Raw genomic sequence first — 25,947 nt, forward strand, 5'->3', positions numbered from 1 at the left:
CTAATACCCCAAATTTTTATAGTAATCATTCATACGTTGATGACCTCCAGTTAGAACGTCATCTATTTCCTGCCTAAGTTCTCGTTGTAGCTCCATAAGGCTCTTCTTATTTAAATTGCCGTTTTCAATTAATTGTTCAATACTTCTTTTTACTCTCCTGCTATATGCCGGATGGTTACCATGGAAGGGTATAGGTAATTTTTTCAAATTCCTACCGGCATCCTGGGCCCAGCCTACACCATCCAATAGCTCTTTATATTCTTTATATGTTTTATTTGGTATTACATGATGTTTTTGAAATACGGCCTTTGCCCTTCTAAACATTTTACCCCCGGTAGACACCGTTCCTAACAATGGTATAGAGGCCGCTAAACTAAGTCCTGCATTTACATAATCGCCCCGTAAGCCATATATTCCCGCATTTACCAAATCTGCAATTTCACCAACGCCTGGCACCAACCCTGCTATATCCAATGCAGTCTGTGTAACATCCAGGACATTACTGATCGCTTTAGACCACCATGATTTGCGCTTACCTTTTACTGTTACCTCCGGAAGTTCTTTCGGCTCGTCCTGGAACGCCCTATCCTGGAACTTGGTTTCCTCTTCGTTTTCCTCATCAGATGAAGTTAACTGAAGGCTTAGCTTCAAGGATTCAAAGGCTTGTGCAAACCCCGGATCGCCACTGTTGAAGGTTACTGAATACATTCCGTCCGGATCGATAAACCGGATTGGATTGTCAAAAGCATAGTTATAGGGAGTGAACCGCCGCATTTGCTCGGTCAGCGGATCCATTACATGCCACCTTCCTATCTGTGCGTCATAGTACCTTGCGCCGTAATCATATTGATCCAACCCCAGGTCTTGCTGCAATTCCTTGCCATTATAGAGGTTTTTGTTTTGCAAGGAAGCGGTAGCTTGTTGAGTGGATATGCTCCTTATGGTTAACCCAAATGCATAATAGTGGGTTTCCTCCAACGGAGTACCATTCTCCTGCAGCGTCATACGGGTACTACCTAAATGATCTCTCAAAAAATAATCATGTATAACGCCACCACTTCCGTTAGGGCGCATACGTCCCTCTTCTGTAGTTATATGCTGCAGCACATCATTTTCAAAGATCATACCACCCAGGTAGGTAGTGGTCTTTTGCGGCTGGCCGGTTTCATTTACGGTTTTGCTGAGCTTGTTACCTTCCGCATCATACTGGTAGCTGATCGTGCCCTTACCGGCTACCGTTATCTCCCTGGGTAAATTTAAGATATTATAGGTAATATTTTGGATGTTCTTGTTTTTGTCCTGCGTCAGGTTGCCGTTTGCATCATAACTGTAATCATCGTCCACGTTTGTTCCGTCATTAAAATCACCCAGGGCATGTGAACGCATGTCACCGGCATTATCCGTTACCCGGGCCAGCTTATTGCTGCCCGGCTGGTAAGTATAGGCCAGCTGATCGATCAATACCGTGCTGCCGCCGGCCAGGCCCCACTGACTCATCGCTTTGATATTGCCATTTAGATCATAGGCGCCGTTATTGGGATTTAGCGGATTCCCATCTCCCATCTGGCTGGTAAAGTCGGTTGCCGTTTTGACAAAGGCCGTCCCGCTCGCCTCCTTAAAGTCGGCCTTCATCAGCCGGTTGGCGGCATCATAGCTAAACTCATAGCGACGGATGGGCGCTCCGCCCTGCTGGCCCCGCCAGGTCATGCCCGCAACATTGCCGTTAAAATAACGGGCACCGGTGGTGCCTCCCAGCCCCGGATATTGATCATAATTGAGCTCAAACCCGAAATGGCCGCCGCTGCTGCCCTGTGCATAAGCCCGGTTCATGCCCAGCATCCAGCCCCGGATATTGTACTCATAACTCTGCTGCTCCAATCCCGCCGTGCCATTGGCATCCGTAGGCTGGAGGCTCTTGGTGGTTAATTGCCCCAGGGCATCGTATTTATTGATGGCAATCACCTTCTCGGTACCGTTTACTCCTGCGCCATTAGCGGTACCGTTTATTTCCTTTGTGGTTTTTACCAGCCGGCCCAGGGCATCATAGGTATTACGGGTAATGGTGGTTACACTGGCTGCTGCCGCCCCCGGGCTTTGCTGCCGGTTCACCATTACCAATGGCTGCCCGCCCCAGCTGTACAACGTAGTTTCAATATCCAACCCGCTTTTATGGTTGGTGCTCTTTACCTGCATGGGCCGGGCCTTATTGTCATAAACCGTCAGGGTATATAAATACTCGCTGGTTTCGAGCTTATTTACCTTTGTACCGGTAACCATTCCCTTGGTTTGGGTTTCTTTTACGTTTGCCTGTGCAAAAGGAAAACTGCCGGTGGGTACAGCTGCAAAATAAGCAGCATCCCAGCTGTTGTTATAATTCGCATCAAAACCCGTTACACCGGGGTTCTTGGCCGGATCGGCCAGCCAATCATAATTATCATAAAAGGTTTCTGTTAAAATGCTAGTTACGGCCGGGTTATCCAACGTGGTTTGTGCCGGATACTGCCCGTCATAGTTGGTCGTTCCGCTCAGGGCCATGGCCGCGTTCCAATGCGTTTGCGGATCATTGGCTGAAGGCCCCACATTCCACAGTCCTGTTTTTACCGGGCGGTTCTGGTGGTCATATTGGGTATAGTTCCATAAATACTGGCTGCGCAGGTTGCCATCCTGCGTCATTACCAGCCGGTCCCAGATATCATATATCATAAATACATCGGCTGCACCCGGTACCTGTTTAATGATCATCCGGTTGCGCGCATCGTATTCATACCGGAAACACTGTTCTTTTAACAATGAGGGAGTAAGCACCCAGCTGAAGCTGCTTGCCATCGCATTAACCCCCTCCGGCTGGATCACACAGCGCAAATTGCCCGGGGCATCGTAGATATAATAGGTGCACATCCATCCATCGTGGCCGCTGCCCGAACCATTATCAGCAGCTGCGGTCAGCTGTACTTTCTTTAAAACAAGGCGGCCATTTTTGTCCTTATACTCAATAATCTGTTTGCCCTGTTCATCTTCGGTTATGGTTTTGAATAACGATCCGGTTGAATAAGGACCATTAGCGATATAACTGCTATTTATGGCGTTGCCACCAGCACCGTTGCCCGGGTTTGCATTTACAACGTCCCAAATCATCACTCCTTCCGTAATCAAATTAACCCCGAAGTGGCTTTTACTACTCCGATGCGGAGCCGCATTAACAGGATCTGCACTTCCTGCCCAGCTTTTTCCAGGTGCAAACTGCTCCTGCACCCGGTTAAGTGGCGAAGCCTCAAAGTTTGTCTGGCTATAAAAATAATCCTCCCCCTGGGCACTGTATGTACCGCTCAGCGCCGACTGCTGCTCGGCAAAAGGGCTGATTTTAAAGGAGCCATTAGATGTGGGCGAGGCATAGGGCAGAAATTTGTAGGCTTCACGACCAAAGCCATCGAATAATACCGGCGCTACCAGGTCCTTGGCATTGGCTGCATCCGTGGCCGCATTATTAATATCTGTTGTAATCAGGGATCCTTGTTTCTGCACCGTTTGCAAGGGCCGGCCCAGCCCGTCTACATACTGTGTAGCCTCTTTTACTTCTGTCAGTGGTTTTGCCGGCAAGGCATTCTCATCCGCTGTGGGAGCTGTGGTGGTCCAGCTCCTGATATAATTCAGCGGAGCACCGGCATCGTAGGTTGGAAGATTTACAGGACGCTGAGCAAACAGGTTTAAACTATACAGAATACCCAGGATCAACAATACTGATAATTGGCAGAACTGGCGCATGATGATTTATTTTAAAATTGTATCTTAAAACAGTTTGTAGAATCTTTACCCCTGCTCCCGTTAGTATGTAGGAAAAGACCCTGCCATTACCTCGTAATGTTGCCCTGCTACCAAATTAATTTCATCCCCGTTTTGGAAATTTTGATAGACCGTACTGGGAGTCGAAACAACGAAATCCAATCCACCGCTGTCGTACCGCTGATATGCACCAACGCGGATACTGATCTTGTAGGTGCCTGCCGGGATGTGGGCGGTATATGCCGAAGGAGGATCCCAGATCTGGGATTTGCACTTGACTGTGGCCACCACCGCATCATTCTGAATAAAGTCCACATAATACGACGGGTCAATACCGTCGTTATCGTCATCTAAATAAACAACCGCTACATCTGCAGTGTTATTGGAAGGGGGTGCGTCGGGAACTATAGTGTTTGATGGGGTTTCGGCGTCCTGCTGGGCAAAAATATCCGCGGTTGACTGATCCTGTACGTACTTACCCCCCTCCACCGTTTTAGTATAAAAGTACCAGAATCCAGAACCCGCCACGTTGTGTGAATACATTACCGGAACATTCACAGAAAAGTTCCAGGTCGCCTGCATGGAGCTCCGGTTTAATACATTATACTTATACTGGTTTAATATATTACCATCATGATCTTTTTTACGCACCAACCGCCCGATCGGATCATATTCAAAATAGGTAATCTTTGCGTCAGGAGCCGTATGGCTGGTTACACCAACCATAGGTCTATAGGTATAGAGATCCGCCATTATGCCGGGCTGATTCAGCCCGGATAACAGCGCTCTTAAACTGGCATCACTTGAAGGGTCAATGATCTGCACATTCGATTTATATGAGGAGGGGATAAATGCATAACGTTGGCCTTTTAATACCGCCACCGGGTACAAGTGCTGGTATCCCCAGAGGTAAGAAACCGGCAGTCCGTCTTTGCCAATAAGCTCCAGCGCATTTCCGTACTGATCATATTCCTGAAAACGGGTAACCGCCTGTAATGGCTGCCCGTTTACAGAACTGCTGATACTTGCCGGGGCAATTACCCCCAGGCCAACGGGAAAATTATTATACTCTGTCTTACGTCGGCCGGTTTCCAATCCTCCTGCAGAAATATCCACCTCTATTTCCTCAACCGGCATAGTCACCATATTGCGCCCTATCATTGCATTATACACCGGTGTACCACTAAAGTTATATGCATATTTTATCTGCTTCTCAATGGTATGCATTTTACTGTCGGTGGTCTGTATTTTTGACGGGTTCAAAAATGGGAGATGGTCGTATATAAATGTGGTTACCGCCTTTGAGCTGTCCGTATCCGTGTAGGAAAGTTCTGAAACCTGGCTGGGCAATAGCCGGCCCACCGGTATACCATATTCCCCAAATATGAAATCAGTCAGGTTAAACGCCCAGCCGTTACCAAAAGACTCGGATGTGCTATATAATGCAAATGGATTCCCTGTATATTCCCCGGGACTAACAGAATACAATGTATGCAAAAAAGAATAATTTACCCGAACCTGTTGTGGCAATGTATACCGGGTATAGCTGAATTCTTTCTTATGAACGAGCTTATACTGCTCACCCAATTCATACGATTTTGCCGCTGGATTAAATTTATACTGTTTTATCGATTTTTGTGCCCCAATCATCCAATCCGCCCTTAACCGATTGAAATTTGTACCAGGTATGCGGCTCTCTGCGCCTTCCAAATATTCTCGCACTTCAACACCATCATAAAACTCACGGGGTGGATAATACTCATACACCGTTTTACCGGTCTTTTTACCCAGGTCCTGCTTATATTCCGTTACCTTTTCATAATAAACTGGCCTGCCTCTACCATATGTATAATCCAGAACTGAAGCGGGCTGATAGGTGGTTTTCTGTTCAACATGTTGAATATCTAAACCGGTTTTGCTGCTTTGTGGAGTTCCATTACTTTGTAAATAAGCAACATCCTGTACAAAGCCGGCAGCCTCATAGCGAAAAGCCCCGTTCACATTAGCGAGTGAAGGTTTGTTAATTGCTACACCCACGCCTTCTTCAAACCTTCCATAACGGTAGTATTTTTGCTCCAGATGCTTTCCGTTTTCATCATAGGCATTGATACTCCGGATACGCAGGCCACCTGCAAACTGGGGTAAGGTTTCAGTTACAGTGCTACCTGCATTCCAGCTAAATACCTCATTATACTGATTGGGCTCAAAGCCAAAATCTGTAAACCCGCCGGTGGGATAAACGATACGCCTCAACACCCCGGTTTTCATCATAGCCTCGCTAGGAAGTTCGGCCCCATTATTTCCCGAAACTGTTACCGGAATATTGGTCGCAAAATTTGTACAAGAAGCGTTACCATCCCGAAAGAACTTTTCTTCGTTCACCTTAATAGTTGGGAGCGTCCAAATATTGCCTCCTGTATTATTGGCATATGCAATTTCCACCGTTGAGCCATTACGATACCCCCAGGCATCCTGTCCTTTTAAATGATTGCCAAAGCAGAACTTCGACTCATAATCAAAAGCGTAGCGTTCATATGTATTTACTGTATTTTTGATATGCAAAGAATCCAGGTATGCAGTACCCTGAAAATTTAAACCATTATATAACTTTGATTCTGTAACATATACCGGGGCCGTATAGGACTGATACAGCTGTATCGTTTTAATCTCCTCATTGGAGGGGCCCAACACCTGGATGCTGGTTAACCGGTCTGCACCATTAAATTTGATCTTCCCTCCCCTGAAATTAATTTCATCAACAGAAATTCCATATACATATTGCCAACCACGATTGGCCGTCTCCGTTTTTTCATATACTGCATCCACTACGTTATCGCTGGCATCCAGGTAAAGGGCATGAAAATAGGACTTAGGTCCGTTACCAAAAACAGCCATGTACTTAGGTGTAGCTACATCTCCAAGTCCTACCTGTATAGCATCAAAGTTTGTTGTCTGATCCATAGGATATTCATTCGCTTTTGCAAAAGGTGCCGGGCAGGGTTTTTGGCTATCGTAGTACTCCACATAATCAATATAGTTCCTATATATCGCCATCACCTTGGCGGTATAAGTGAATGTAAACTCTGTAACGCCTTGCGCACTCTCTATTTTTTTGCACTTCCAGGAGGAGCGCTCACTACCACTTTCATTCTCCGTAAATTCAAGGCCCATAGATGCAAACTGACTCACATCCGGGCTCGCGCCAGGCTCTCCAAAGTAATACTTTGTACCGTCTGAATCTGTGATAATAAATTGCCCGTTATTAAATTGGATCCATATATTATCATAGGGAACCGGCACAATGCTATACCCCGTACCAGCGTCATTCTTTTGAAAATAAAACGACCCGGATTTATTCAATAATTTATAGTTAAACTTATCCGGCATTGCATCCCTCTCTCCCGTAGCCAGAAAATAATTCTCCAAATAGCTATCGGGATAAGCACAACCTGGACAAGTAAAAGGATTGGCATAATATGTTTTCACAAGCGAATTATTCATGTAGCCTCCGGGCGCAAAATCGCTTTTCCCGTTTACCGTGCGTGTTATTTGTAAATCGCTGCTTAACGACCAACCCAGGCCGGCCCGGGTTGCCTGTTCGTTAATCCGAAAACCGCCGGCATGGTATACCAAATCTACCGGCAGTTTTAGGTCTCCTACATTTATATCATAAACCGGAATACGGATATCCGGCAAGCCGCTATTATAATTTACAGGGTAATTCACATCCTTTGCCAGTGCTGCAGCTTCCGGCGTAACCGCTGTAAAATTATTTTGCTGCCCCCCTGCAATAAAATAGTTAACAATCAAAAAAATCTGTAGGAACAATACAATTTTGGCTCTCATGGCTTTTTTTTTGTGGTTGTTATTTCCAATAAACAGTAACTCTTTTTTACTCCCCATTTGCAAATCCAATATTCGTCAATCGAAATTGCCGCGCCGGCATGTACCAGCCCAGGCAACTGAAGCGTTGGCAGCACTCTGTTAACAATAGTCCTATTTTCTGTAAATACTTCTTTGAAACAATTGGGCCTTCAAAAGATTGTTTGGTCAGGGCCATCTATCTATTGTGATGTTAAAATTAAAAACAAGCAACAAACCAAACAATCCGTATTAATGCGTAATTTTCAGCCTGTCTTCTTCCTGGCTATAAAAGAACCGCATGAACACAGATGCCAGAAGCATAGTCTTTTTTAAAACAATATCCCATTAGCAATGGCGCCTGCTGTTAAAGCATCCTGTGCGCAGAAGAGGCGTTTATAACCATAAAAGAGGGATGGATATCAGGCAAGTGCAGATACACCGTCATGCTGCAAAAACTTATTCAGGCGAATAAGAAAATAAACCGTGCGTCCGGCAATACGCCGCCCCCCGGGGGCAGACGACAGCTATGGTAAGCTATCAAGCGGTACCGGCATCCGTAAAGGCACTATTTCTGACACCATTACTGCTAAACAGATATCAAGGGCTTTACCCTACACCGCCTGCTGGGTGCATCGGGCTACAGGCTGGCTCAATTCGGCTCTGTATTTGATGCCGTAACTGCTATCTTGGCTTTTTACTGTATAAGGTTGACTCCGGAAATGTGACCATAAGTATATTTAGTAACAAGGAAGATGCGGAAGATGCTATTGACTTAATCCGGTATGCGATCCGGGGAGAGAATGGCAATGGCATTTTTACGCCCCAGTTATTTATTATTTTATCGCCACGCCATAAACAATAATCATTATGAGTATGGCCAGTAAATTAAACAGATGAATCAAATTACATAGTAGTTTCATTCGCTTATATTCTTTTAAAACTGGTTTAGTATAAAACCAGAAAAGCTGCGGAGATGAAGCTATGCCGGCATTTACAATTGCGTTATTATTTCTATTTCCAATATAAGTATGAAGAAGAATCTTGATAACAAACCCAAAAACAAAAAGTATCTGAATAATCATGAAAAATATGTATTAAAAAATGCAATGCCAATAATTTACTCTTCATTATTTGGGTATACGCTGTTTTAATTAATGATACTGACGCCTCGGAAAGAGACAAATGCTTCCGCACCAAATTTTATTCCATTAGTATAGCTCTATGGATTTATTTGCCAATAAGATCAGTGATAAGGTCTATCCATTTGATTCAAAGGCTATAGGCAGCCCAAATGTATAGAAAACACACTCCATCTGGTCCTTTATTGTACCCTATACAACATTTTTATTTACCGCTTTTATAAAGCTAACTCCTTAACTGTAGAAGTTAAGACTTGATCTGACAAGCTGGCCGTTTCCAACAACATATTTCCATTGTTCATCATTATTTAATTTCAAAGAATAGGAGCACAATGATGTTACTTCAGATTTCTTCATCTAAGAAGCACTCCATATCCGCCCTAAATTGTTCCTTATCGAAATCATCAACTTTCTTTGGTAAAGCATCTAAATACAATAAAGATTTTAGGATTTCTGAAGCCAAAATTCGCTTGCTATCTCCAGTCACCGAACTTATAAATTTGCTATATAATTCGCCTTCAATTTTTATGCTGTAGTTAAAATATTTATTTATTTCATATTTTTCCCCTGTAAGTTTATTTGTCAATAATTTATGCTCTATATACTTAGGTTTAAAATCTGTATATAAATGTTCGTATCCTTTCGGCATATTTATAACATAAAGAATAATCTCATATTCAAGAATACTATTTCCGTAATCTTGTTTTTCTAAACTGGCATTTATATTATCCCATAACTCGCTGACCATCTTTTCTGTATGCTTACGAGCAGTGTAGGAAATAGAAATATCAAAAAGTCTTAAACTAATATTAAACATCATATTCTCTGAAAATTTTATTGGCGGGTGAGAGATGTCCTTTTTGTATAAAATAGCTATCGATCGCAACCTTTTGTGCGATTAGTCGCATCAATAGCGTCCGCAGCCCGGTAAAAAGCATTATTGCCTCAAAGGGCGCAAAAGGCTCCAGCAACATAACTGCAAGCCTATTAAAACGCCACATACTCAACCTGATAATTCGGCCAGCAAAGAACGCGAAGACTGGTATTAAATTTTTACTTTTCTGATAGTCGTTCAATAAGCATCTCAATATTACGCCTCCATACAGGATACGCGCCTTCATTTTCAGCCCAAAGCTCATTTAATTCTGAATCATTGGCAAGCACTTTTTTTAATGCCTTTATAACAGTGGTGCGCAGTTCAGAAAAGTCGATATCCGGATGACGATCAGGAAACGTATCAATATCAATAGATCCAGGATGTTCCGGCGCCGAATATTGAGTCCCGTTCCGCTGCCGGTCAATATAAGCCCCTATTACAATAACAGCAGCTCCCTGATCAGCATCTAAAAAATCCATGTCCATTGTCTCCGCTAGTGTCTCTTCAAACAGCTCTTTCGGATCATCAGCCTCCTCTATATCACCCATAAAGTCAAGTGCCGTATCATTTTCAAAATATCCGGTTCCCCATGTTCCCATAAATTACTTATTTTTTTATTTAATAACTCTTACCAAATAGCTCAGATTTATTTTACAGTGCTCATTTCTTTGCTCTTCCTCTGTATTGTTGAGGAATTATATTATAAGGAGGAATTGTAAATGACCGGCTATACTCTACCGCACTGAAAAAATCTAGTTCGGGCATTAAAGTTTTTATATCTCTGCCTTCCAATTTTAAAAACTCCATCGTCATTCTGAACGAAACAGTTTCAATATTCAAGACTCTGCTGCTTTCTAAATGACTTATTTTATGAAATTCAGAAAAATGCATTTTCGTTGGGTCTCCCAAGTCCTCATAGTAGGCCCACCGTTCCGGAGGGTCAATTATAGGCGGCCACCCGGTTTTCACATGTGGCAGGAATTTTTCATCTTCGGCAACGGGCTCGTTCCCAATATTCCTCCAACCAATCTTATAGATTCCATTTGACCCTGAGATGCCGATAGGAGCAATCAAAAGATCTCTTTTTATATCGCCTATTGAATCAATTGGAATCAAAGATTTAAACAAAAAAATCCTCAACACAGGCGGCATATCATTAGTTTCCCAGACTACTCTTGGATCTAAATACTTTGCATATCCATATCCTAAGTCCAGTAACAATGGTATTTCTACTACATCTCCACTTTTTGGCCGTTTCATATACATGTAAAATTAAGGAGTAAAAAGATAACTAAATTAATCCAACTACCATACAGCAGCATCCTCCTTGCAAAATTGGTCATAATGCAACTGTTGCCTAAATCTAAAGCCGGACACATTTCTTATCTATTTTGAAAAACACCTCTAAACAGGAGATGGCAAACACGCTCTCCCAAAAGATAACCACGGCAGCTTGCTAGGCAATTTCAACTATCTCTACAATTCACCTTCATAATTTACACGCCAACAATCGCGCTCCTGTCTGGACAGAAGTACTATTAAATTATCCGAGAAGTAGACAGCGCCGTATTACAATCCCTCCGCTAGCTTAACCTCTTTTTTTTTAATTATTGCGCCGTACTCTTCCGCTTTAAAATAATTCGGCCAAATTGTATTGTCATCAAAAACTGCGTTCTCAAAAATAGCCCGTTCAACTCCAATACAATTTAGATTTGCTCCTTGAAGGTTTGCATTCTTAAAATTTGCGTCGCCAATATCTGCCCCCTCAAAAGTTGCATTCTGAAGATTTGCATTTTCAAACCGTGTAGAATAAGCTATACATTTTTTCAAATTTGCATTCGACAAATCAGTCTCCCTCAAGTCTGCAACAATTAGGTTCGCAGCGCATAGATTGCAATCTTTCATCTTCGCTCTAAATAGGAAAGCGCTCCTTAGATTGGCATTTTCAAAGCTAGAGTTTGAAAGATCAATACCCTCGAGTTGTGCACGATGCAGATTTAAATTATCAAGTGATATCCCCGTTAAACTATCATAAGGTACTTCAATGATGCGATCGTCATGACAAAAAATTTCCATATACTCTATTGTTAGTTAATGAATGTTCACCCCAATCTATCATACTTACTTTTGTTTTCTGGATTGGAACTACTTCTGCTAATTGACTCCGCGATATTATCCCTGGAACTACCGCTGGCTCTACACCAAAAAGGCTGCCTGCAATGTATCTATGATTCCAGTCTATAATAACTTCATCCGCCACTTTAATTGGAGGCGATACCGAGCCACTTTCCAACATTCTCACATATCTTTCAATCATTGGCAGCGAAGCGCCGGATATTCAATTAACATAGAAATTTCAAAGGGCTTTAGTTAGTGTTGCATCAGCTTGGTGCATTTCATAAATTCAAATTAAATCGAATAGTTTTTATAATCTCCGATATTCTTTTAATTTGTAAGCTATCTAAATTATCTGCATAAAAATTAAATTTCAATCTGCCGCCTTCATCATTTCGAAGGCTATCAAAATATACGCCGGCCGTTCCGCCCTTACTAACTTCTCTTGGAAGCACAATCTTGGCACGAAATCCAGAAATACTATCAAAAAACACATTTCGTCGCCTAAACTCGTCAATATCATAATTGGCCTTATTTGTATATATGACTAAAGATGTATCTAGAATATCTTTATCGATGTTTAATTTTAATGTATCAATATTGTAGGGATAGTATATCACTTTAGGATCTTTCTCAGCAAGATTATCAACATCCCCATATCCAAAATTAAAAAAGATCGTGTCCTTCCAATTTGTCAGAAGTATTTTGCCCTTAAATCCTAATGTATCTTCAAAAATATGCGCAGCCCCAATATCACCAGCCTCAAAGGAAAATAGCTGCAATCTTACTGTCTCGGCATTATTGTGAGGCCCTTTACCGTTGCAATACCCAAAGAGCATGACCAAAAAGAACATATACTTATAGCCCTGCTTTCCTTTTCCTTTGCTCATTATACTGTGTTGAATAATTGTCAAGATAATCTTTGTATTCTTTTTCACATTTTTATTCCCGATTTGATACCTGCCATCGGATCCACGACCTGCCACTTCCCGATCACCGTATTCATAAAATCGAGCTCCATGATCACACTGATTCGGCTCGTCCCGCGTCATTCCATCGTAAAGCTATCAGGATAAAAGATCATTCCGCTTTCAAAACAGGAAGCGAATGAAAACAATGTTCTTTAAACTTTTGATCAACTGGTTCAGCTATAGACCCATTTGCATATATATAAACAGTAAAGTCGAATGAAAGAAGGCAATACATATCCCATTCTGTAAGAAAAAAAAGCTTTCGTTCATCCAACAATATATGCTTGGATATCTCGCGGAAAAAAAAATTAAAATTTATTCTTCGACGACATCGCTCTGTATCTATGTCAATATAATCCAATGCTGAAATAGTACCTAAATCCGCAAACAAGTTTAAATAGTGATCCTCTATTTGTTTAATTCCTTTATAGTCTTCAAGAGAATTAACACCAAAAGATGACATGAGCTCTTTAGCGCACTCTTCTTCTGAAAGCCATTTATCGAAAATGGAATATACCAAATCCGGTGCAAGATCTCCGCTAAAAATCTCCTCAACTTTATTTTCTTTTACCATCTTAACGATTTTTCTTCTTTTGTAATTGTTCCGATTCTTGTTCCAGCCTTTCTTTAAGTTTCAGCCACTCCCACCGTGTCCCCCAGCTCTGCTATTGCCACCCTATACCGCCCCTATCGTTATGAATCCCCTTGTGTTAGTTAAATGATCCTTCAAGAAAAACATACAGTTGCATATGCCGCGCTGTTTACGGCAAGGCCAGCCGAATATGTGAAGGATCTATATCGGTGCGACACTTAGTTAACCTGCAGCTAAATTTTGAATACCAAAACAAATTCCAGCGTTTAATGTTCCATATTAAGCCTCCAAGTTGCTGTAGGTTTCTGATATACTATAACAAATATCCTTTAACGGCTTTGCACTTTAATAACCCTTCCCAGTGCAATTTCTCTGGGGAACACGCCCATTCTAAATTCAGTACCGCTTTTGATTCTGTTCATTAAAAAATCTCTTTCTATTAATGTCATCTCAACTACCTCCGTCCTCCCTAAAACAATATTGTTATCCGGGATTTTAATTTGGGAAAATGTAGACACTTTATCATCAGCGATCCAAAAAGACGATCTTATAGAATTAGTTATTGGGAAATTAAAGTATTTTTCCGCTATTTCTAAAAACACGATTTCGCAAGTTAAAGTAATCTCTTTCATTTTTTACATTAAATAGCTGTTTGAAACAAAATCTTCGGCGATACTACAACACCAGCGCTGCACATCTTATACAATCTGTGGCCAAATAGCCGACTTTGACTGTCTATGAAGTGGCAGGATCAATATCTTCCACTCAGCTTTCATTCATATATTGAAACACCTCATTGTATTCACTTGAATTACATGTAACTATTTCAAACTCAACTATAACCACCTCTAAACCTGTCATCCTTATATGTAAACGTACCATTGTCAAATAATAATTTACGGCTTAACAAATTGAAAAGCATTTTTAAATCATAATCATCAGGTCCGTAATAATAATAAATACTTTGTATATATTCTACCATAATTTATATTCTAGTTACAACCTGTAGGAAATCTGCTTTAACAATCAAATCAAGTGGTCGTTAATACCATAATGCAGGTAAACGTCTATTGCCGGCTCTCCATTATAAATCCACGGAGGCATCAGGCTTAAAGCCTCCTTTATTTTGTATTCTAAAAGCTCATGCTGCAAAGCCGAATGCTCAACTCGCTTAAGCCTGGGCGCCGGGTTTGTAAGCATCAGCAATGTAAAATCCAAACTCTTTGGCGGTAACGGCGTTTTGTATGGCTGGCTCTCAAAAGTCACGCTATTGCCCGGAGATATTTTATAAGTAATCTTGTAAACCTGGTACAAATAAGTATCCCATATATTTAAGGGAACTTCCATCAGCGCTGCAAACATATAATTTGCAAACCCATACCCGCCTAAAGGACCTGTCGCCGCCGGGTATTTTAAGTTTGGCAGCCTGAGAATATACCATTCTTCGGTGTTCTCATTCTGTATAATAGCCCCATCCTTTAATAAGGGGGCCGATGTATTCACTATATATTTCTTTTGATCGTAATCATATTGCGTAACCGCCTTTTTTCCTTTCTTATCATTTATCACCCAAATTCCAACCGGCTCGTTTATGGTATAATTACCCTCCATCAACACCAGCCCTTTATCCGTATAGTAGGTCCATTTTCCGGTTTTCTGACCTTCTTCAAAATTACCGGCAACTTTGGGTTTACCATTTACATAAAACAATTCCACCTTTCCGTGAAGCCGACCGTCCTTATAACCCACCTTCCGTATCAGTTTTCCCTTTTTGCTATAGGTGATCCAATCTCCGTTCTTTTGCCCGTTTATAAATTGCCCTTGCTCAATCAATACATTATTGCACCGGCGCTCAAACTTGCCATTTAGAACAGGAGCCGCCTGATCTATTTTATCTTTACAATTACAATAATCAAGCGATTCGATTTCCTGGGAAAAGGAAAAGTTAACCAGCAGTGCCATTAAAAGTCCCAAAAGGAGTTTTCTCATTATAACAGTTTTTTTAAAAATGCGGCCAATAGCACCATTTAATTTACCAGCCTTTTAGTTTTTCTTTTTATAGAACTTATCACTGGCGTAATATTTAGCCTGGGTAAATATACCAAAGATTTGAAACTTCAAATACAAGAACGGTATTCTATACACCACCTCCCGCTAACTGGTAAAGTGAACTTATGGGTAGCTCAGGCATTATGCAGCTCGTTTATTCCTTCCCCAATCGCCGCTCCCATCCTGTAAATTTCGCTCACCGGCATATCAGGTATGTAATCGAGAAAGAGAATATGTAAGAAGTTTCCTGTACAATCTAGCTCTATGGATTTATTTGCCCATAAGATCAGTGATAAGGTATACCCATTTGATTCAAGGGCTATATACAGTCCAAATGTATAGAAACACACCCCATCCGCTCCTTTGTTGTAACCTATACAACATTTTTATTTACCGCTTTTATAAAGCTAACTCCTTAAGCCACCTAGATCTGACAAGCTGGCCGTTCCCATCAACATAGCTCAATTGTTCATCATTATTGAATTTCAGAAGCTAAAATGCGCTTACTACCTTCAGCCACTGAACTTATGAACCTGCCATACAATTCGCCTTCAATTTTATGCCTACTTGCCTTAATCGAATTTCCAGAAGTATAAGCTATATATTATCATCATCATTTCACAAGTACAGCTATTATCACAAACCTGATTCACTAAAAAATCAGTGTTTAAAAGTCATTAAAAAAAAGACGATAATAGCGAAGCATATCATTGAGACCAAAAATAGAATATTACAAATCCGCTTCAATAATTTAAACCTGCCAGAAACAGGTTTCAAATAAAACCAGAATATTTGAGCAGGCGTGTTGTAAACTGAAAACTTCAGTACATTATTATTTCTGTTTCCAATATATATATGGAGAAAATACTTTGCAACAAAACAAATTGCAAAAGAACCCCCTATTATTTTAATACATATTTCGCACATTCTTTATTATTTATTCGGAACAGAGATATCACGCTTATACCCCAAAATAAGATAAGTCAACGCCCAAACATTAAATTTCAGCTCTTATTTCGTGTACCCATCGGAGCTATTAGTAAATTCAGCCGCAATTGGGCTTATTGAGAAGGAGCCTACAGTTTTAGTTAATGCCTCGCTGGTTCTATTTTGTCTCCACAATATAAAATCACTTTGATTCGTAGAAAAATCTCCGAAGTTAAATTCACCCTCCCAATCTAATAAAATTGTTCCGCCAGCATTTGCTTCGATTCCACCACCATTTCTCCATCGTTTTTAAAAGAAAAAACATCACTTATGATATTACGATCAAAGGCTCTTTGTCATCAAAAATATTCACCCCGGTAAATCCTAAAATCTCAATAGCGTCCTTTAACCCTTCCGATATATAGCTATGCCCAATACGAAGATCAAAGTAATCTAATGATCTGTCAAAATTTGAATTTAACACTAATTTTTCCGTTTTAACTGCTACTTTATAGTTATCAAAATAGTCTCTTTCGCTTTCGTAACGAATATAATGCCTCTCCTTATTGAACAAATCTTTTGACGTATAAAATACAGATTCAGGGAAATTAATCACTTCATAACCCAACAAAGGACAGCAAAAAAGAAAATATTTATCCAGAATCGATTTCCCGCGTTTATAAAGTGTCACCGGATAGGTATAAAATTTTATGTTGAACTTTGCAAATACCGTAGCTAACCGCTCACTAATCATAAATGAACAAGTCATTAAAGCGGGGCTAAATCCCAAAAAGTCAGTCAATTTCGCATTGGGCAGTATAGTTGCCGTACAATTTTCTACCATGAAGGCTGGCACAACTTTTTTTTCAGTCCAGTATGTAGTTCTATTAAAAAAATCACTGAGTCTCTGAGTAATTGGATTATCTAAATCCAGGTCAACTTGTATGCCTCCATTGCTAACCCCCACTATTTGGGGATCTGATACTGTTCTTAATAAATAATACTTCATACTGGTATCATAAGCTTTTATGGTAGTCATTCATGTTGCGGCTGCCTGATACGTTGATTGGCTGGCTAAGCGCCTTATCATGCGCCCGAAATGCTCCGGAATCGGCATAGCAACACATCTGAAAGTAATCAACTATTCCTCCTCCTCATCCGCAATATACGACCATTCCACATCGATGGCATCCAGCAGCCGGTTAAACCGCTCTGCATCGCTGCTGCCGGTAAAGAGGGCATTACAATGGCCGGCTTCATCAAAGCACAGGCTGAGGACCTCATAAAAATCATCCGTATATACCCGCTGCCGCTCCCAACTGATTTCCGGAACCCATGTGTAGTGCGCTTCTATAAACCGTACCGTTTCCGGCGTTACGGCTCCCAGGCAGTTGGCATGGTAGCGCAGCCCGCCCATGGTACCGTTATATACCGCCATCAGCAGGAAAAAATCTTCGGTGGTGGCGGCTTCCCGGTGCCAGTCCGGCTCCGCATCCGTGCCATAGTTTCCCCAAACAGGCGGGTTATCCGCCCCCAGGTCTTCCTTTTGAATACCCCAGCAGCAAACTGACTGGTTTTCCTCGTAAAACACCAGGTAGCCGTCCGCTGAAAAATGAATTTCCTTACCGGGTTTTAGAAGCCGGTTATAGCTATGGCTCACCTGCGCCTGCCGGCCCAGGGACGTATAATAATTTTTAAAGCGGGCGGGCAGGGCTGTACCCAGCTGCTGCTCCAGCGCAGTGAGCTCCGCTCCGGCAAAACCGGAAGGTTCATTGGGTGGCAGCTGGTAGAGCCGTTGTATTTTTTGCAGGTAGGTCATAGGGTTAAAGATCGTTTTATGCTTCAAAAGGCCGGTCCGTATCCGGGTCTGTACCAAACCGCAACACATGCCCGTCCGGGTCTTCTACCAGCAGCTCCAGGGCCCAGGGATGGTTTACGGGTGGTTGCCGGATGGTAACGCCCCTTGCTTTTAAGGTTTCATAAAGCTGAAAGATATCGCCGCCGAAACCGATCCATATCCAGCTGCCCGGGCTGCCCTGTGCGCCGCGGCATAAATAAATACCCGCGTTTTCCCGGTTCATACTGGTAAAATCATCATTGCCCCAGTCCGCCTCTGTAAAGCCCAGCACATCCCGGTAAAAGGCCCGGCTGGCATTCATATCTTTTACGGAAAGGATCACCTGTATCCCCTCTATGTAGATGCCCAACGGGCGGTGCATATCGTTAACGGCGCTCATGGTATACCGGCTTGTTGATTGGCCTACAGATCTGATTTATCAGCTACAAAATACAAAAAAAAAGTTCCTGAACGGGCAGGAACTTTTTGCATACGATTCAATAACCGGTGCCGGTTACCGCAGTTCAGCTATTGTGCCACATCGGCATAGCTGGTACCAATGCGGATGCCTTTAACGATATTGGTTACCTGCGACTCATCGCCGCCATACACGCCCCATTTGGGATCGCAGTAATCGGCATCCATGGTGCGGCAATAATACCGCTGGCTGCCATTGGAAAAGGTTTGCTTGGTGCCGTTGTACCACAGCTCAATATAGCCGGTGGACGCGCTGTACGATAACTTCATACGCAGCACAAACTTCAGCCAGCTGCTGGTAGCCAGGGATACGGACCAGGGCACATAGGCCGTGTGGTTAATGTCGAAATACTGCAGCTCCAGGTTGCCGTTCTTGGTGCGCAGCATAATGGGATGGTTGGCCGTGGTACCGGTGGGATAAGATTTCCACTGGAACACCGCATCCGTCTTTAGGGTAGATGGCATGTAAAGCTTGCTCGTCCAGCCGATGTAGATCTCATCCCCATCCTGGGCCTGGTAGTTCTTGGCGCCATGCCCTTCCGTACGGTGACTGCCGGAGGGCTTTAAAAATTTCCAGCAAAGGGTGCTGGTTTCATCATTGATGGTGGTAACCGTTCCGGAGCCTTCAATGTTGATGTCTTTCCACACGTTGGAGGAGCCCTGCGAAGCGGCACCGTCAAACAGCAACGAAGTAACGGCACGGGCCTGTACAGCAGATGCGGGTGCTGTATCAGCGGCTTTTTTACATTGGGTAAGGGTTAGGGCACAGGTAACGCCCAGGAGGACAACCGTTGTTCTTTTTTTCATCGTTTTTTAGTTTTAGGGTTTATAAAATTTCAAATAACAAGCTTGTACAGATAAGCAAACAAACATTTGTATAAATTTATGAACAAGCGCATCCATTACCCCAAAAAGTTGCTACAACGTTTTCGGGTAGCCGGTACACAAAGGGCCGCTGGCCCAATGGGCAAAAGCGGCGCCCGGCGGAAAAAAACCGGCCGTTAAAGCACCTTCTCCGGCATTAGCCCCTACTTTTGCACCGCAAATACGCAGGGATTGACATTGACTAGGAAATGAAACAAAAAAATTACTACATCATCGACTTTGACAGCACTTTTACACAGGTGGAAGCCCTGGATGAACTGGTGCGCATCTCTTTAAAGGATAACCCAAAAAGGGAGGCGGTTTATAAAAAGATCGAAGATTTTACCAACCAGGCCATGAACGGCACCATGTCCTTTTCGGAAAGCCTGGCGGCACGTGTAAAATTGTTAGAGGCAGATAAATCGCACCTGAAAAAGCTGGTCGTGCACCTGAAAAAAAAGGTATCCCGGTCTTTTTCAAGGAACGCGGCGTTCTTTAAAAAACACGCGGATGAGGTATTGATCGTTTCCGGCGGCTTTAAAGAGTTTATTACCCCCGTAGTTAAGAAATTTCATATCAAAAAAGAGAATATTTACGCCAACACCTTTGTGTTTGATGCTGCCGGGAAGATCATTGGTTACGACGACCAGAACCCGCTGAGCAAGGAAGGCGGAAAAGTGATCCTGATCCGGGATCTGAATTTACAGGGAGAACTTTATGGCATTGGCGATGGCTACTCCGATTTCCAGCTAAGGGAAAGCGGGCTGATTAAAAAGTTCTTTGCCTATACCGAAAATATTTCACGGAAAAGCGTAACAGCCAAGGCCGACCACGTAACACCCAGCTTTGATGAATTTTTATACCTGAACAAATTGCCCGGATCCATCTCCTACCCCAAAAACCGCATCCATTGCCTGGTAATGGGCGCGGTACCGGAAAAAGATTTACAGCCCCTGGTACAGGAAGGGTTTACCCTGGTATACGAACAGGATGCCGATGAAAAGGCCCTGCAACAGGCCAGCATGCTGCTGACCACCCCGGATGTAGTGCTGGACCCCAGGAAATTAAAAAAAGCCACCCGCTTAAAAGCGATCGGTGTGGTTGGAAAGATAAAGGCCGGCATTCCGCTGCCGCTTTGCACCGAAATGGGCATCGTGGTATTTGGTAATGCCCGGGCAACCCTGCAACCGGCACAGCGCATGATTGACTTTATAAATAAGGGGGCTATCAGCGACAGTGCTAATTTTCCCCGGCTGCAACTGCCGGCGGTAAACAATACCCACCGCATCATTCATATTCACAAAAATGTACCGGGCGTTATTGCCCAGGTAAACCTGCTGCTGGCGCGGCACCTGATCAATATCAGCGCGCAGTTTTTAATGACCAATGAAACGGCGGGCTATGCCATTATCGATATCGATAAAAATTACGACAAACAATTACTGAAGGAATTAAAAAAAATAGAACACACCATCAAAACAAGAGTGCTCTATTAGAACCTTATACCGTTAACAGTCCCCGGAATCCCCGCGCGGCGTAGTACGACTCGGCCCCGTTATGATAGGTAAATACATGATCATAGCGCCGGTCGCAAAAAAGTGCGCCACCCCGCTTCCTGATGGCGGCCGGTGTTTGTATCCAGCTGGAGGTTTTTAAATCAAAGGCACCCAGTTCCTGCAGCCGGCGGTATTGCTCTTCCGTAAGCAGCTCAATGCCCATGGCCTTTGCCATTTCCACGGCACTGTCTGCCGGCTTATGCTCCTTCCTTGAAGCCAGTGCATCTCCGTCGAAACAAAGACTCCTGCGGCCCTTTGGACTTTCGGCGGCACAATCCGCAAAAAGATAGGCGGCTGCTTTTTTATCATACCCGATTACATCCGGTTCGCCCCCGGTACGTTCCATTTCTTCCAGCGACCAGAGTTTTTCCGGATGGGCCTCCAGCTTTGTCTGCACGGCGGTCCATTCAATGCCGTTATGCCGGCCTTTATTTTTCTCAAAGCGGGCCTTTAATATCCCCAGCAATGTTTCGCGTTGCGAAGCAGGCAATTGTTTGTTACTGGTTTTCATATCCTGTGTTTAGAATGTTGCAATATTAGCGTTTTTCAGCCAGATCCTTTACGGCCTTCAGGGCAAACTCCCAGCCGGCGGCGGCATCCTCAAAGGCAACCGGATCCAGAGGCTGCGTCATTACTTCGCGGCCCGTTAGCACCGTATATTCATCCTGTTCCCGGAACGTGTAGGTGATCTCGGACAGGACGGTTTCGTTATCCGGTTCCAGCAAATTATGCCGGATCAGCTGTTGCGGCTCGCAGGCCAGCAATAACCCGTTTATTCGTTTGCTGCCCGCTGCATCTCTGAATGCAAAAGCACTGCCGGGTTTCCAGTCCGTTTCATAATATCCGCCCATTTCCCGGGTAACGGCAGGATCCGTAAACACCTGCCAAACCTTTTGTACGGGTGCATGAATCGTAATGGTTTGCTCGATGACCGTGTGTTCCATATTGCTGTGTTTTTAAAAATACGTTGCACTGTTCTGTATGTTAGCGCAAATGTTGCACCATTGTTCACCCCGGCCGGAGCGCATGCCTGCTATTTAGACCGATTGCCCGAACGTAAGCAGGTTATTGTCGGGATCCAGTAATGCAAATTCCTTTTGCCCCCAGGGCTTTACCTGTAAATGCCCCGCCGGATGTATGGCAACGGCACGATCCAGCAAGGATTGGTACAACTGGTCGATCGCATTGGTACGGATATACACCTGTCCGTAGTTCTCTGCCGGATCCAGCGCCTTAAACTCGAAAAAGTGAATTTCAATATGATCCTTTTTGATCATCAGGTATCCTTCAAAATCGTTGCCGGATTGTTGAAAACCCAACTGATCGATATAGAATGCCTTTGTAAGCGCCTTGTTGCGCATGGGCAATTTGGGGTGAATAGCTGTAAGCATATTTTTTCTTCAAAATTGCGGCATTCTACGGGAAACGGACCTGATTCAAATCAGGAAATCCGGTGCATCGCCCGTACCCTGCTCAATGTTTCGGGGGCTATTTTCAGGTAGGATGCGATCATTTTAACCGGGAACACCCTGGATATGCCCGGTTTTACCGCCTGCACATACGCATATTTCTGAGCCGGGTCCAGATGATGATCAAACAAATGGATTCTGCCATGCCCCTGGTTAAAGATCCTGCCTAATTGTAAAAAGGCGTTGGATGCTGCAATCAGTGCATGCAGGCCCTCCAGCCGTAATTCAATCACCTCCGATTTTATAAAAGCCCTGATAGCCGTAGCCGAAGGAACCTGGCCGGTGAGACTGGTGTTATTGAACATCCATTCCTGTTCCAGGTGCAGGTCTACCACCATATCCTCCACCTCCCCGGTTTGATATTGAAAAAAAGCGCCGGACAAAATATAGAAAACGGATTGACAAACCATCCCGGCCTCCAGTAAACACTCGTTCTTCTTCACCGTTCTTTGTACGGCAACCTGATCAAAAAGCTGCAGATCGCGCTCGCAAAAATGGCCCAGATCCTTTAAAACCGTATACGTTATCATTGGCAGGTTGTTGTGTACAGGCTTAATCCTCCGGTCCTTTTCCCGCCAGGATGTTCGGTATATATTTTTCTACCCTTGCCGCCCGGGTTTTAGATTGTTTGGCCTGCGAAAAATAGAACAGGTAGGCCCTTTGCCGGCCGGGTGTGAGCGCGGTAAATGCTTTCTTCAGCGCGGGCTGCCGGTCCAGCTTTTGTTGAAATTCTTCGGGAACGGCATAATCCTTTGTCTTTTTCAACGGCACTTTTAAACCCGCCCGCTCTACTTCGATCGCTTCATAAATATAGGATTTGATCACCGCCGCCCGGTCCTTTATTTCTTTGATACCGGTGAAGCGGATCTGGCGGGCCGACTGTACATTTTCCGTTTGCTGTATCAGGATACCGGCCGGGTCCTGCAACAGGGCGCCTTTAAAAACCAGCAGGGCACAGTACTCCTTAAATACATGGATCAGCACAATATTGCGGCCTTCAAAAACATAACAGGGGCAGCCCCATTTCAGCTCTTCTGTAAGACCGCAATCCAGTACGATCGTTCTCAAAAGCTTTATTTCCTCCTGCCATTTTCCTTTACTGAAGTAGAAATCGGTTTTTGGGTTCATATACCTTTTTTTTGATCCGTTGCTATAAAGTTAAGAAGGGTTATTGGTTTTCCGGCTTGCCGGCCGGAAATACCAGGAAACAAGGGTCAGCACCAGCAATAATGAAGGGCCGAAAAGATCCTTACCGCCGTCTCCGATCACCAGGTGTGAAACAATAGCGCCGCTCATTGCAAAGAAAAAACCGGCATAGGCCCATTCCTTCAGCAACGGGAACTTTGGAATGAGTACGGCTATTACACCCAGTATTTTCCAGATGGCCAGCAAGGTAAGCAGGTAAACGGGATACCCCAGGTGCGCCATCAGGGCGATTTCTTCCTTTGTTTGGATCAGTTGTACAATGCCGGTAGCCAGCATGCCCAGCGCCAGCCAGGCCGTAGCGATCCAGTAGATAATTTTGTCTCTTTTTTTCATAATTGCGGTTTACATTATAGAAGCCTGTACGGCAGGTTATTTTAACTTACTTACGATTTGCTCCAGTCGGTCGTGCGCCATATTGACCCCGTAAGAGAAAGGCAGTTTCAATTGTTCGGCACGGTGTTTTTCAGACCGGTATACCACCTGCATGATCAACCGGCTGGTGTCTTCCGACAGGGGTTCGAATTCCAGGAACTCCAGCTGGATACCCAACGGCGCATTTTCCATTTCAAAGGTGCGGGTGATCCGTTTTTCCGGTACAAACTCATGAATACAGCCATTGGCCCGGAATACAACGGTTCCTTCTGCATTACTGGTTTCGAACTGGTAGCCGCCGTGTTGCTGGTTTTCCAGTTTCAATACTTTTGTTCCCATCCATTGTTCTACTATTTCCGGCTCTGTATAGGCCCTGAACAATAAGTCTACCGGCAAGTCAAATTCCCTTGTAATCACCAGGTCCTGACGGCCGTCTTCGGCATTGATTTTTGTTTTACGTTCCATATCGTTTTATTTTTTTGATTTATATTTTTTCATGATTGCTTCCAGTTTGTTAAAGCGGTCGTCCCACATCTTTCGGAACGGCTCGATAAAATCGGCTACTTCTTTCATTTTTTTGGGGTTAAAGTGGTAATAAATTTCGCGGCCCTGCTGTTCCTGTTGCAACAACTCGCACTCCGTAAGGATCTGCAGGTGCTTGGATACCGTAGGCCGCGCTGTATCAAAATTGGCGGCGATAGCGCCGGCCGTCATCGATTGTGCTGCTACCAGCAGCAGGATCGCCCTTCTGGTAGGATCAGCTATAGCCTGAAAAACATCACGTCTTAAATTCATTATGTAGCTATTTGACTACAAATATACATGTAGCTATTTAACTACACAAATTTTTTTATTTTTTATTTTACATCACCCTATCCGCAGAACATAGATGTTTTCAGTACCCCAATAAACACCAGGGGTATGCTTATTTCGTACAAACGGAACGGCATTTCCGCCTGAAAGCGGCGGCAGCGGAGGCATAAAGGAGCATAGAGTATTACCGTTAGCAAAGGAAGCCCTGCCGGTAATGCATGTATGGTAAACCGGCAGGGCGGTATTTAACAGGTGCAGCATAGTTATGCTGGCAGCTGCTTCTGCAGAGAAGCCGCCTGCTTTTTATAATCTCAATGCTGCTAAATCACGGGGCAAATTGCCTTATATCATATAACGCGCCGGCAGGTAACTGCTACCAGGATATTAAACAGGTTTGCAAGACAAGCCGGATCTCCGGCGGTTGTTTGAACCGGATCAATATCGATCCGGCTGCCGCTCCCGTCAATAAAACGGGCGCATCCCACAGCCGGACCATGTACCCCTTTATTTATTAAAGTCCGGGTAAGGAAATCCTTTGCCGGTTTCACAAAGAAATTTCAGGCTTCTGAAAAAAAGCGCCCAGTCGTAACTGCAGGAAGCAAACTCCGGTGTGTATTCCTTCCACCCATCATGATGAAAGAGCAATACCGTTCCTTTTGCATGGGGCTGTAACCCGAAGCTGAGTGTTGTTCCGATCCAGTCTTCATGCCCCTTCAGGCAACGCCACTGCACCCTGCTAAAGGGCGTTAATTCTGTTACTTCCATTTCTTTAAAATAGCTGGGGCCAAAGGCAAACCGCGCTATACTGCCTGTTTCCGGTGTTGCCCTGGTATCCGGCGTCCACCAGCCGGCCAGTCCCTCCTGTGTGGTCAGCGCTTCGTAAACCTTTTCTGCCGGTGCTGCTATTAACAGCCGGTGATAGATACTTTTCATTGTTGACGGCTTTGTTGAAACACAAAGGTATTGTCCCAAACCGGCAGCTACAGGGTGTAATTCAGACTTTGTTCCCGGGATATCCGGACAGTGCCAATATTTACCG

At 43.8% G+C, this 25,947-nt stretch carries 24 protein-coding genes; 1 reads left to right on the forward strand and 23 read right to left on the reverse strand.

The annotated features are described in order from the left end of the window. The 14 genes from LQ567_RS24280 to LQ567_RS24345 form a co-directional block, all read right to left on the reverse strand. Complete coding sequence (locus LQ567_RS24280; RefSeq protein ID WP_231008510.1) at window positions 1-3,762, reverse strand: DUF6443 domain-containing protein; 3,762 nt, start codon at window positions 3,760-3,762, stop codon at window positions 1-3. A gap of 60 nt (window positions 3,763-3,822) precedes the next feature. Beyond that, window positions 3,823-7,626 carry a hypothetical protein gene (locus LQ567_RS24285; protein ID WP_231008511.1) on the reverse strand — a complete coding sequence of 1,268 codons (3,804 nt, stop codon included), beginning with the start codon at window positions 7,624-7,626 and terminating at the stop codon, window positions 3,823-3,825. A 1,500-nt stretch (window positions 7,627-9,126) separates the two neighbouring features. Then, the gene (locus tag LQ567_RS24290) at window positions 9,127-9,603 is read right to left on the reverse strand and encodes a hypothetical protein (RefSeq protein ID WP_231008512.1); all 477 of its coding nucleotides are present in this window, start codon (window positions 9,601-9,603) and stop codon (window positions 9,127-9,129) included. 233 nt (window positions 9,604-9,836) lie between these two features. Further along, on the reverse strand, window positions 9,837-10,259 hold the full coding sequence (locus LQ567_RS24295; protein ID WP_231008513.1) for a DUF4259 domain-containing protein: 423 nt from the start codon (window positions 10,257-10,259) through the stop codon (window positions 9,837-9,839). 61 nt (window positions 10,260-10,320) lie between these two features. Next, window positions 10,321-10,920, reverse strand: a complete 600-nt coding sequence (locus LQ567_RS24300; protein ID WP_231008514.1) for an Imm26 family immunity protein — start codon at window positions 10,918-10,920, stop codon at window positions 10,321-10,323. A 309-nt stretch (window positions 10,921-11,229) separates the two neighbouring features. Next, the gene (locus tag LQ567_RS24305) at window positions 11,230-11,736 is read right to left on the reverse strand and encodes a pentapeptide repeat-containing protein (protein WP_231008515.1); all 507 of its coding nucleotides are present in this window, start codon (window positions 11,734-11,736) and stop codon (window positions 11,230-11,232) included. A 320-nt stretch (window positions 11,737-12,056) separates the two neighbouring features. Then, the gene (locus LQ567_RS24310; protein WP_231008516.1) at window positions 12,057-12,665 is read right to left on the reverse strand and encodes a hypothetical protein; all 609 of its coding nucleotides are present in this window, start codon (window positions 12,663-12,665) and stop codon (window positions 12,057-12,059) included. A 190-nt stretch (window positions 12,666-12,855) separates the two neighbouring features. Continuing rightward, window positions 12,856-13,320 carry a hypothetical protein gene (locus LQ567_RS24315; protein ID WP_231008517.1) on the reverse strand — a complete coding sequence of 155 codons (465 nt, stop codon included), beginning with the start codon at window positions 13,318-13,320 and terminating at the stop codon, window positions 12,856-12,858. Window positions 13,321-13,667: 347 nt separating this feature from the next. Next, window positions 13,668-13,970 (reverse strand): hypothetical protein, encoded by a 303-nt coding sequence (locus LQ567_RS24320; protein ID WP_231008518.1) that lies wholly within the window; start codon window positions 13,968-13,970, stop codon window positions 13,668-13,670. 394 nt (window positions 13,971-14,364) lie between these two features. Further along, window positions 14,365-15,327, reverse strand: coding sequence for a toxin-antitoxin system YwqK family antitoxin (locus tag LQ567_RS24325; RefSeq protein ID WP_231008519.1), 963 nt, complete (start codon window positions 15,325-15,327; stop codon window positions 14,365-14,367). Window positions 15,328-16,642: 1,315 nt separating this feature from the next. Beyond that, window positions 16,643-17,323 carry a hypothetical protein gene (locus tag LQ567_RS24330; RefSeq protein WP_231008520.1) on the reverse strand — a complete coding sequence of 227 codons (681 nt, stop codon included), beginning with the start codon at window positions 17,321-17,323 and terminating at the stop codon, window positions 16,643-16,645. 132 nt (window positions 17,324-17,455) lie between these two features. Next, on the reverse strand, window positions 17,456-18,133 hold the full coding sequence (locus tag LQ567_RS24335; RefSeq protein ID WP_231008521.1) for a hypothetical protein: 678 nt from the start codon (window positions 18,131-18,133) through the stop codon (window positions 17,456-17,458). Between the two features lie 16 nt (window positions 18,134-18,149). Continuing rightward, window positions 18,150-18,551 (reverse strand): VOC family protein, encoded by a 402-nt coding sequence (locus LQ567_RS24340; protein WP_231008522.1) that lies wholly within the window; start codon window positions 18,549-18,551, stop codon window positions 18,150-18,152. A 128-nt stretch (window positions 18,552-18,679) separates the two neighbouring features. Then, window positions 18,680-19,435 carry a heparin lyase I family protein gene (locus LQ567_RS24345; RefSeq protein ID WP_231008523.1) on the reverse strand — a complete coding sequence of 252 codons (756 nt, stop codon included), beginning with the start codon at window positions 19,433-19,435 and terminating at the stop codon, window positions 18,680-18,682. Between the two features lie 266 nt (window positions 19,436-19,701). Here LQ567_RS24345 and LQ567_RS24350 point away from each other — a divergent pair, with 266 nt between their 5' ends. Next, window positions 19,702-20,988, forward strand: coding sequence for an HAD-IB family phosphatase (locus tag LQ567_RS24350; protein ID WP_231008524.1), 1,287 nt, complete (start codon window positions 19,702-19,704; stop codon window positions 20,986-20,988). 4 nt (window positions 20,989-20,992) lie between these two features. Here LQ567_RS24350 and LQ567_RS24355 read toward each other — a convergent pair whose 3' ends face one another. The 9 genes from LQ567_RS24355 to LQ567_RS24395 form a co-directional block, all read right to left on the reverse strand. Then, window positions 20,993-21,559 (reverse strand): DUF4256 domain-containing protein, encoded by a 567-nt coding sequence (locus LQ567_RS24355; RefSeq protein WP_231008525.1) that lies wholly within the window; start codon window positions 21,557-21,559, stop codon window positions 20,993-20,995. A gap of 25 nt (window positions 21,560-21,584) precedes the next feature. Then, window positions 21,585-21,992: an SRPBCC family protein gene (locus LQ567_RS24360; protein ID WP_231008526.1), complete on the reverse strand. Its 408-nt coding sequence runs from the start codon at window positions 21,990-21,992 to the stop codon at window positions 21,585-21,587. 93 nt (window positions 21,993-22,085) lie between these two features. Continuing rightward, window positions 22,086-22,439: a bleomycin resistance protein gene (locus LQ567_RS24365; protein ID WP_231008527.1), complete on the reverse strand. Its 354-nt coding sequence runs from the start codon at window positions 22,437-22,439 to the stop codon at window positions 22,086-22,088. A gap of 50 nt (window positions 22,440-22,489) precedes the next feature. After that, window positions 22,490-23,047, reverse strand: coding sequence for a Crp/Fnr family transcriptional regulator (locus tag LQ567_RS24370; RefSeq protein ID WP_231008528.1), 558 nt, complete (start codon window positions 23,045-23,047; stop codon window positions 22,490-22,492). A 22-nt stretch (window positions 23,048-23,069) separates the two neighbouring features. After that, window positions 23,070-23,645: a YdeI/OmpD-associated family protein gene (locus LQ567_RS24375; RefSeq protein ID WP_231008529.1), complete on the reverse strand. Its 576-nt coding sequence runs from the start codon at window positions 23,643-23,645 to the stop codon at window positions 23,070-23,072. A gap of 30 nt (window positions 23,646-23,675) precedes the next feature. Then, a complete protein-coding gene (locus LQ567_RS24380) occupies window positions 23,676-24,056 on the reverse strand; it encodes a DoxX family protein (RefSeq protein ID WP_231008530.1) in 381 nt (126 codons plus the stop codon). 36 nt (window positions 24,057-24,092) lie between these two features. Next, window positions 24,093-24,560 carry an SRPBCC family protein gene (locus LQ567_RS24385; RefSeq protein ID WP_231008531.1) on the reverse strand — a complete coding sequence of 156 codons (468 nt, stop codon included), beginning with the start codon at window positions 24,558-24,560 and terminating at the stop codon, window positions 24,093-24,095. Between the two features lie 6 nt (window positions 24,561-24,566). Then, window positions 24,567-24,890 (reverse strand): ArsR/SmtB family transcription factor, encoded by a 324-nt coding sequence (locus tag LQ567_RS24390; RefSeq protein WP_231008532.1) that lies wholly within the window; start codon window positions 24,888-24,890, stop codon window positions 24,567-24,569. 522 nt (window positions 24,891-25,412) lie between these two features. Beyond that, on the reverse strand, window positions 25,413-25,841 hold the full coding sequence (locus LQ567_RS24395; RefSeq protein WP_231008533.1) for an SRPBCC family protein: 429 nt from the start codon (window positions 25,839-25,841) through the stop codon (window positions 25,413-25,415). Between the last annotated feature and the right edge of the window lie 106 nt (window positions 25,842-25,947).

The sequence above is a fragment of the Niabella pedocola genome (assembly GCF_021044425.1).
Lineage (GTDB): Bacteria > Bacteroidota > Bacteroidia > Chitinophagales > Chitinophagaceae > Niabella > Niabella pedocola.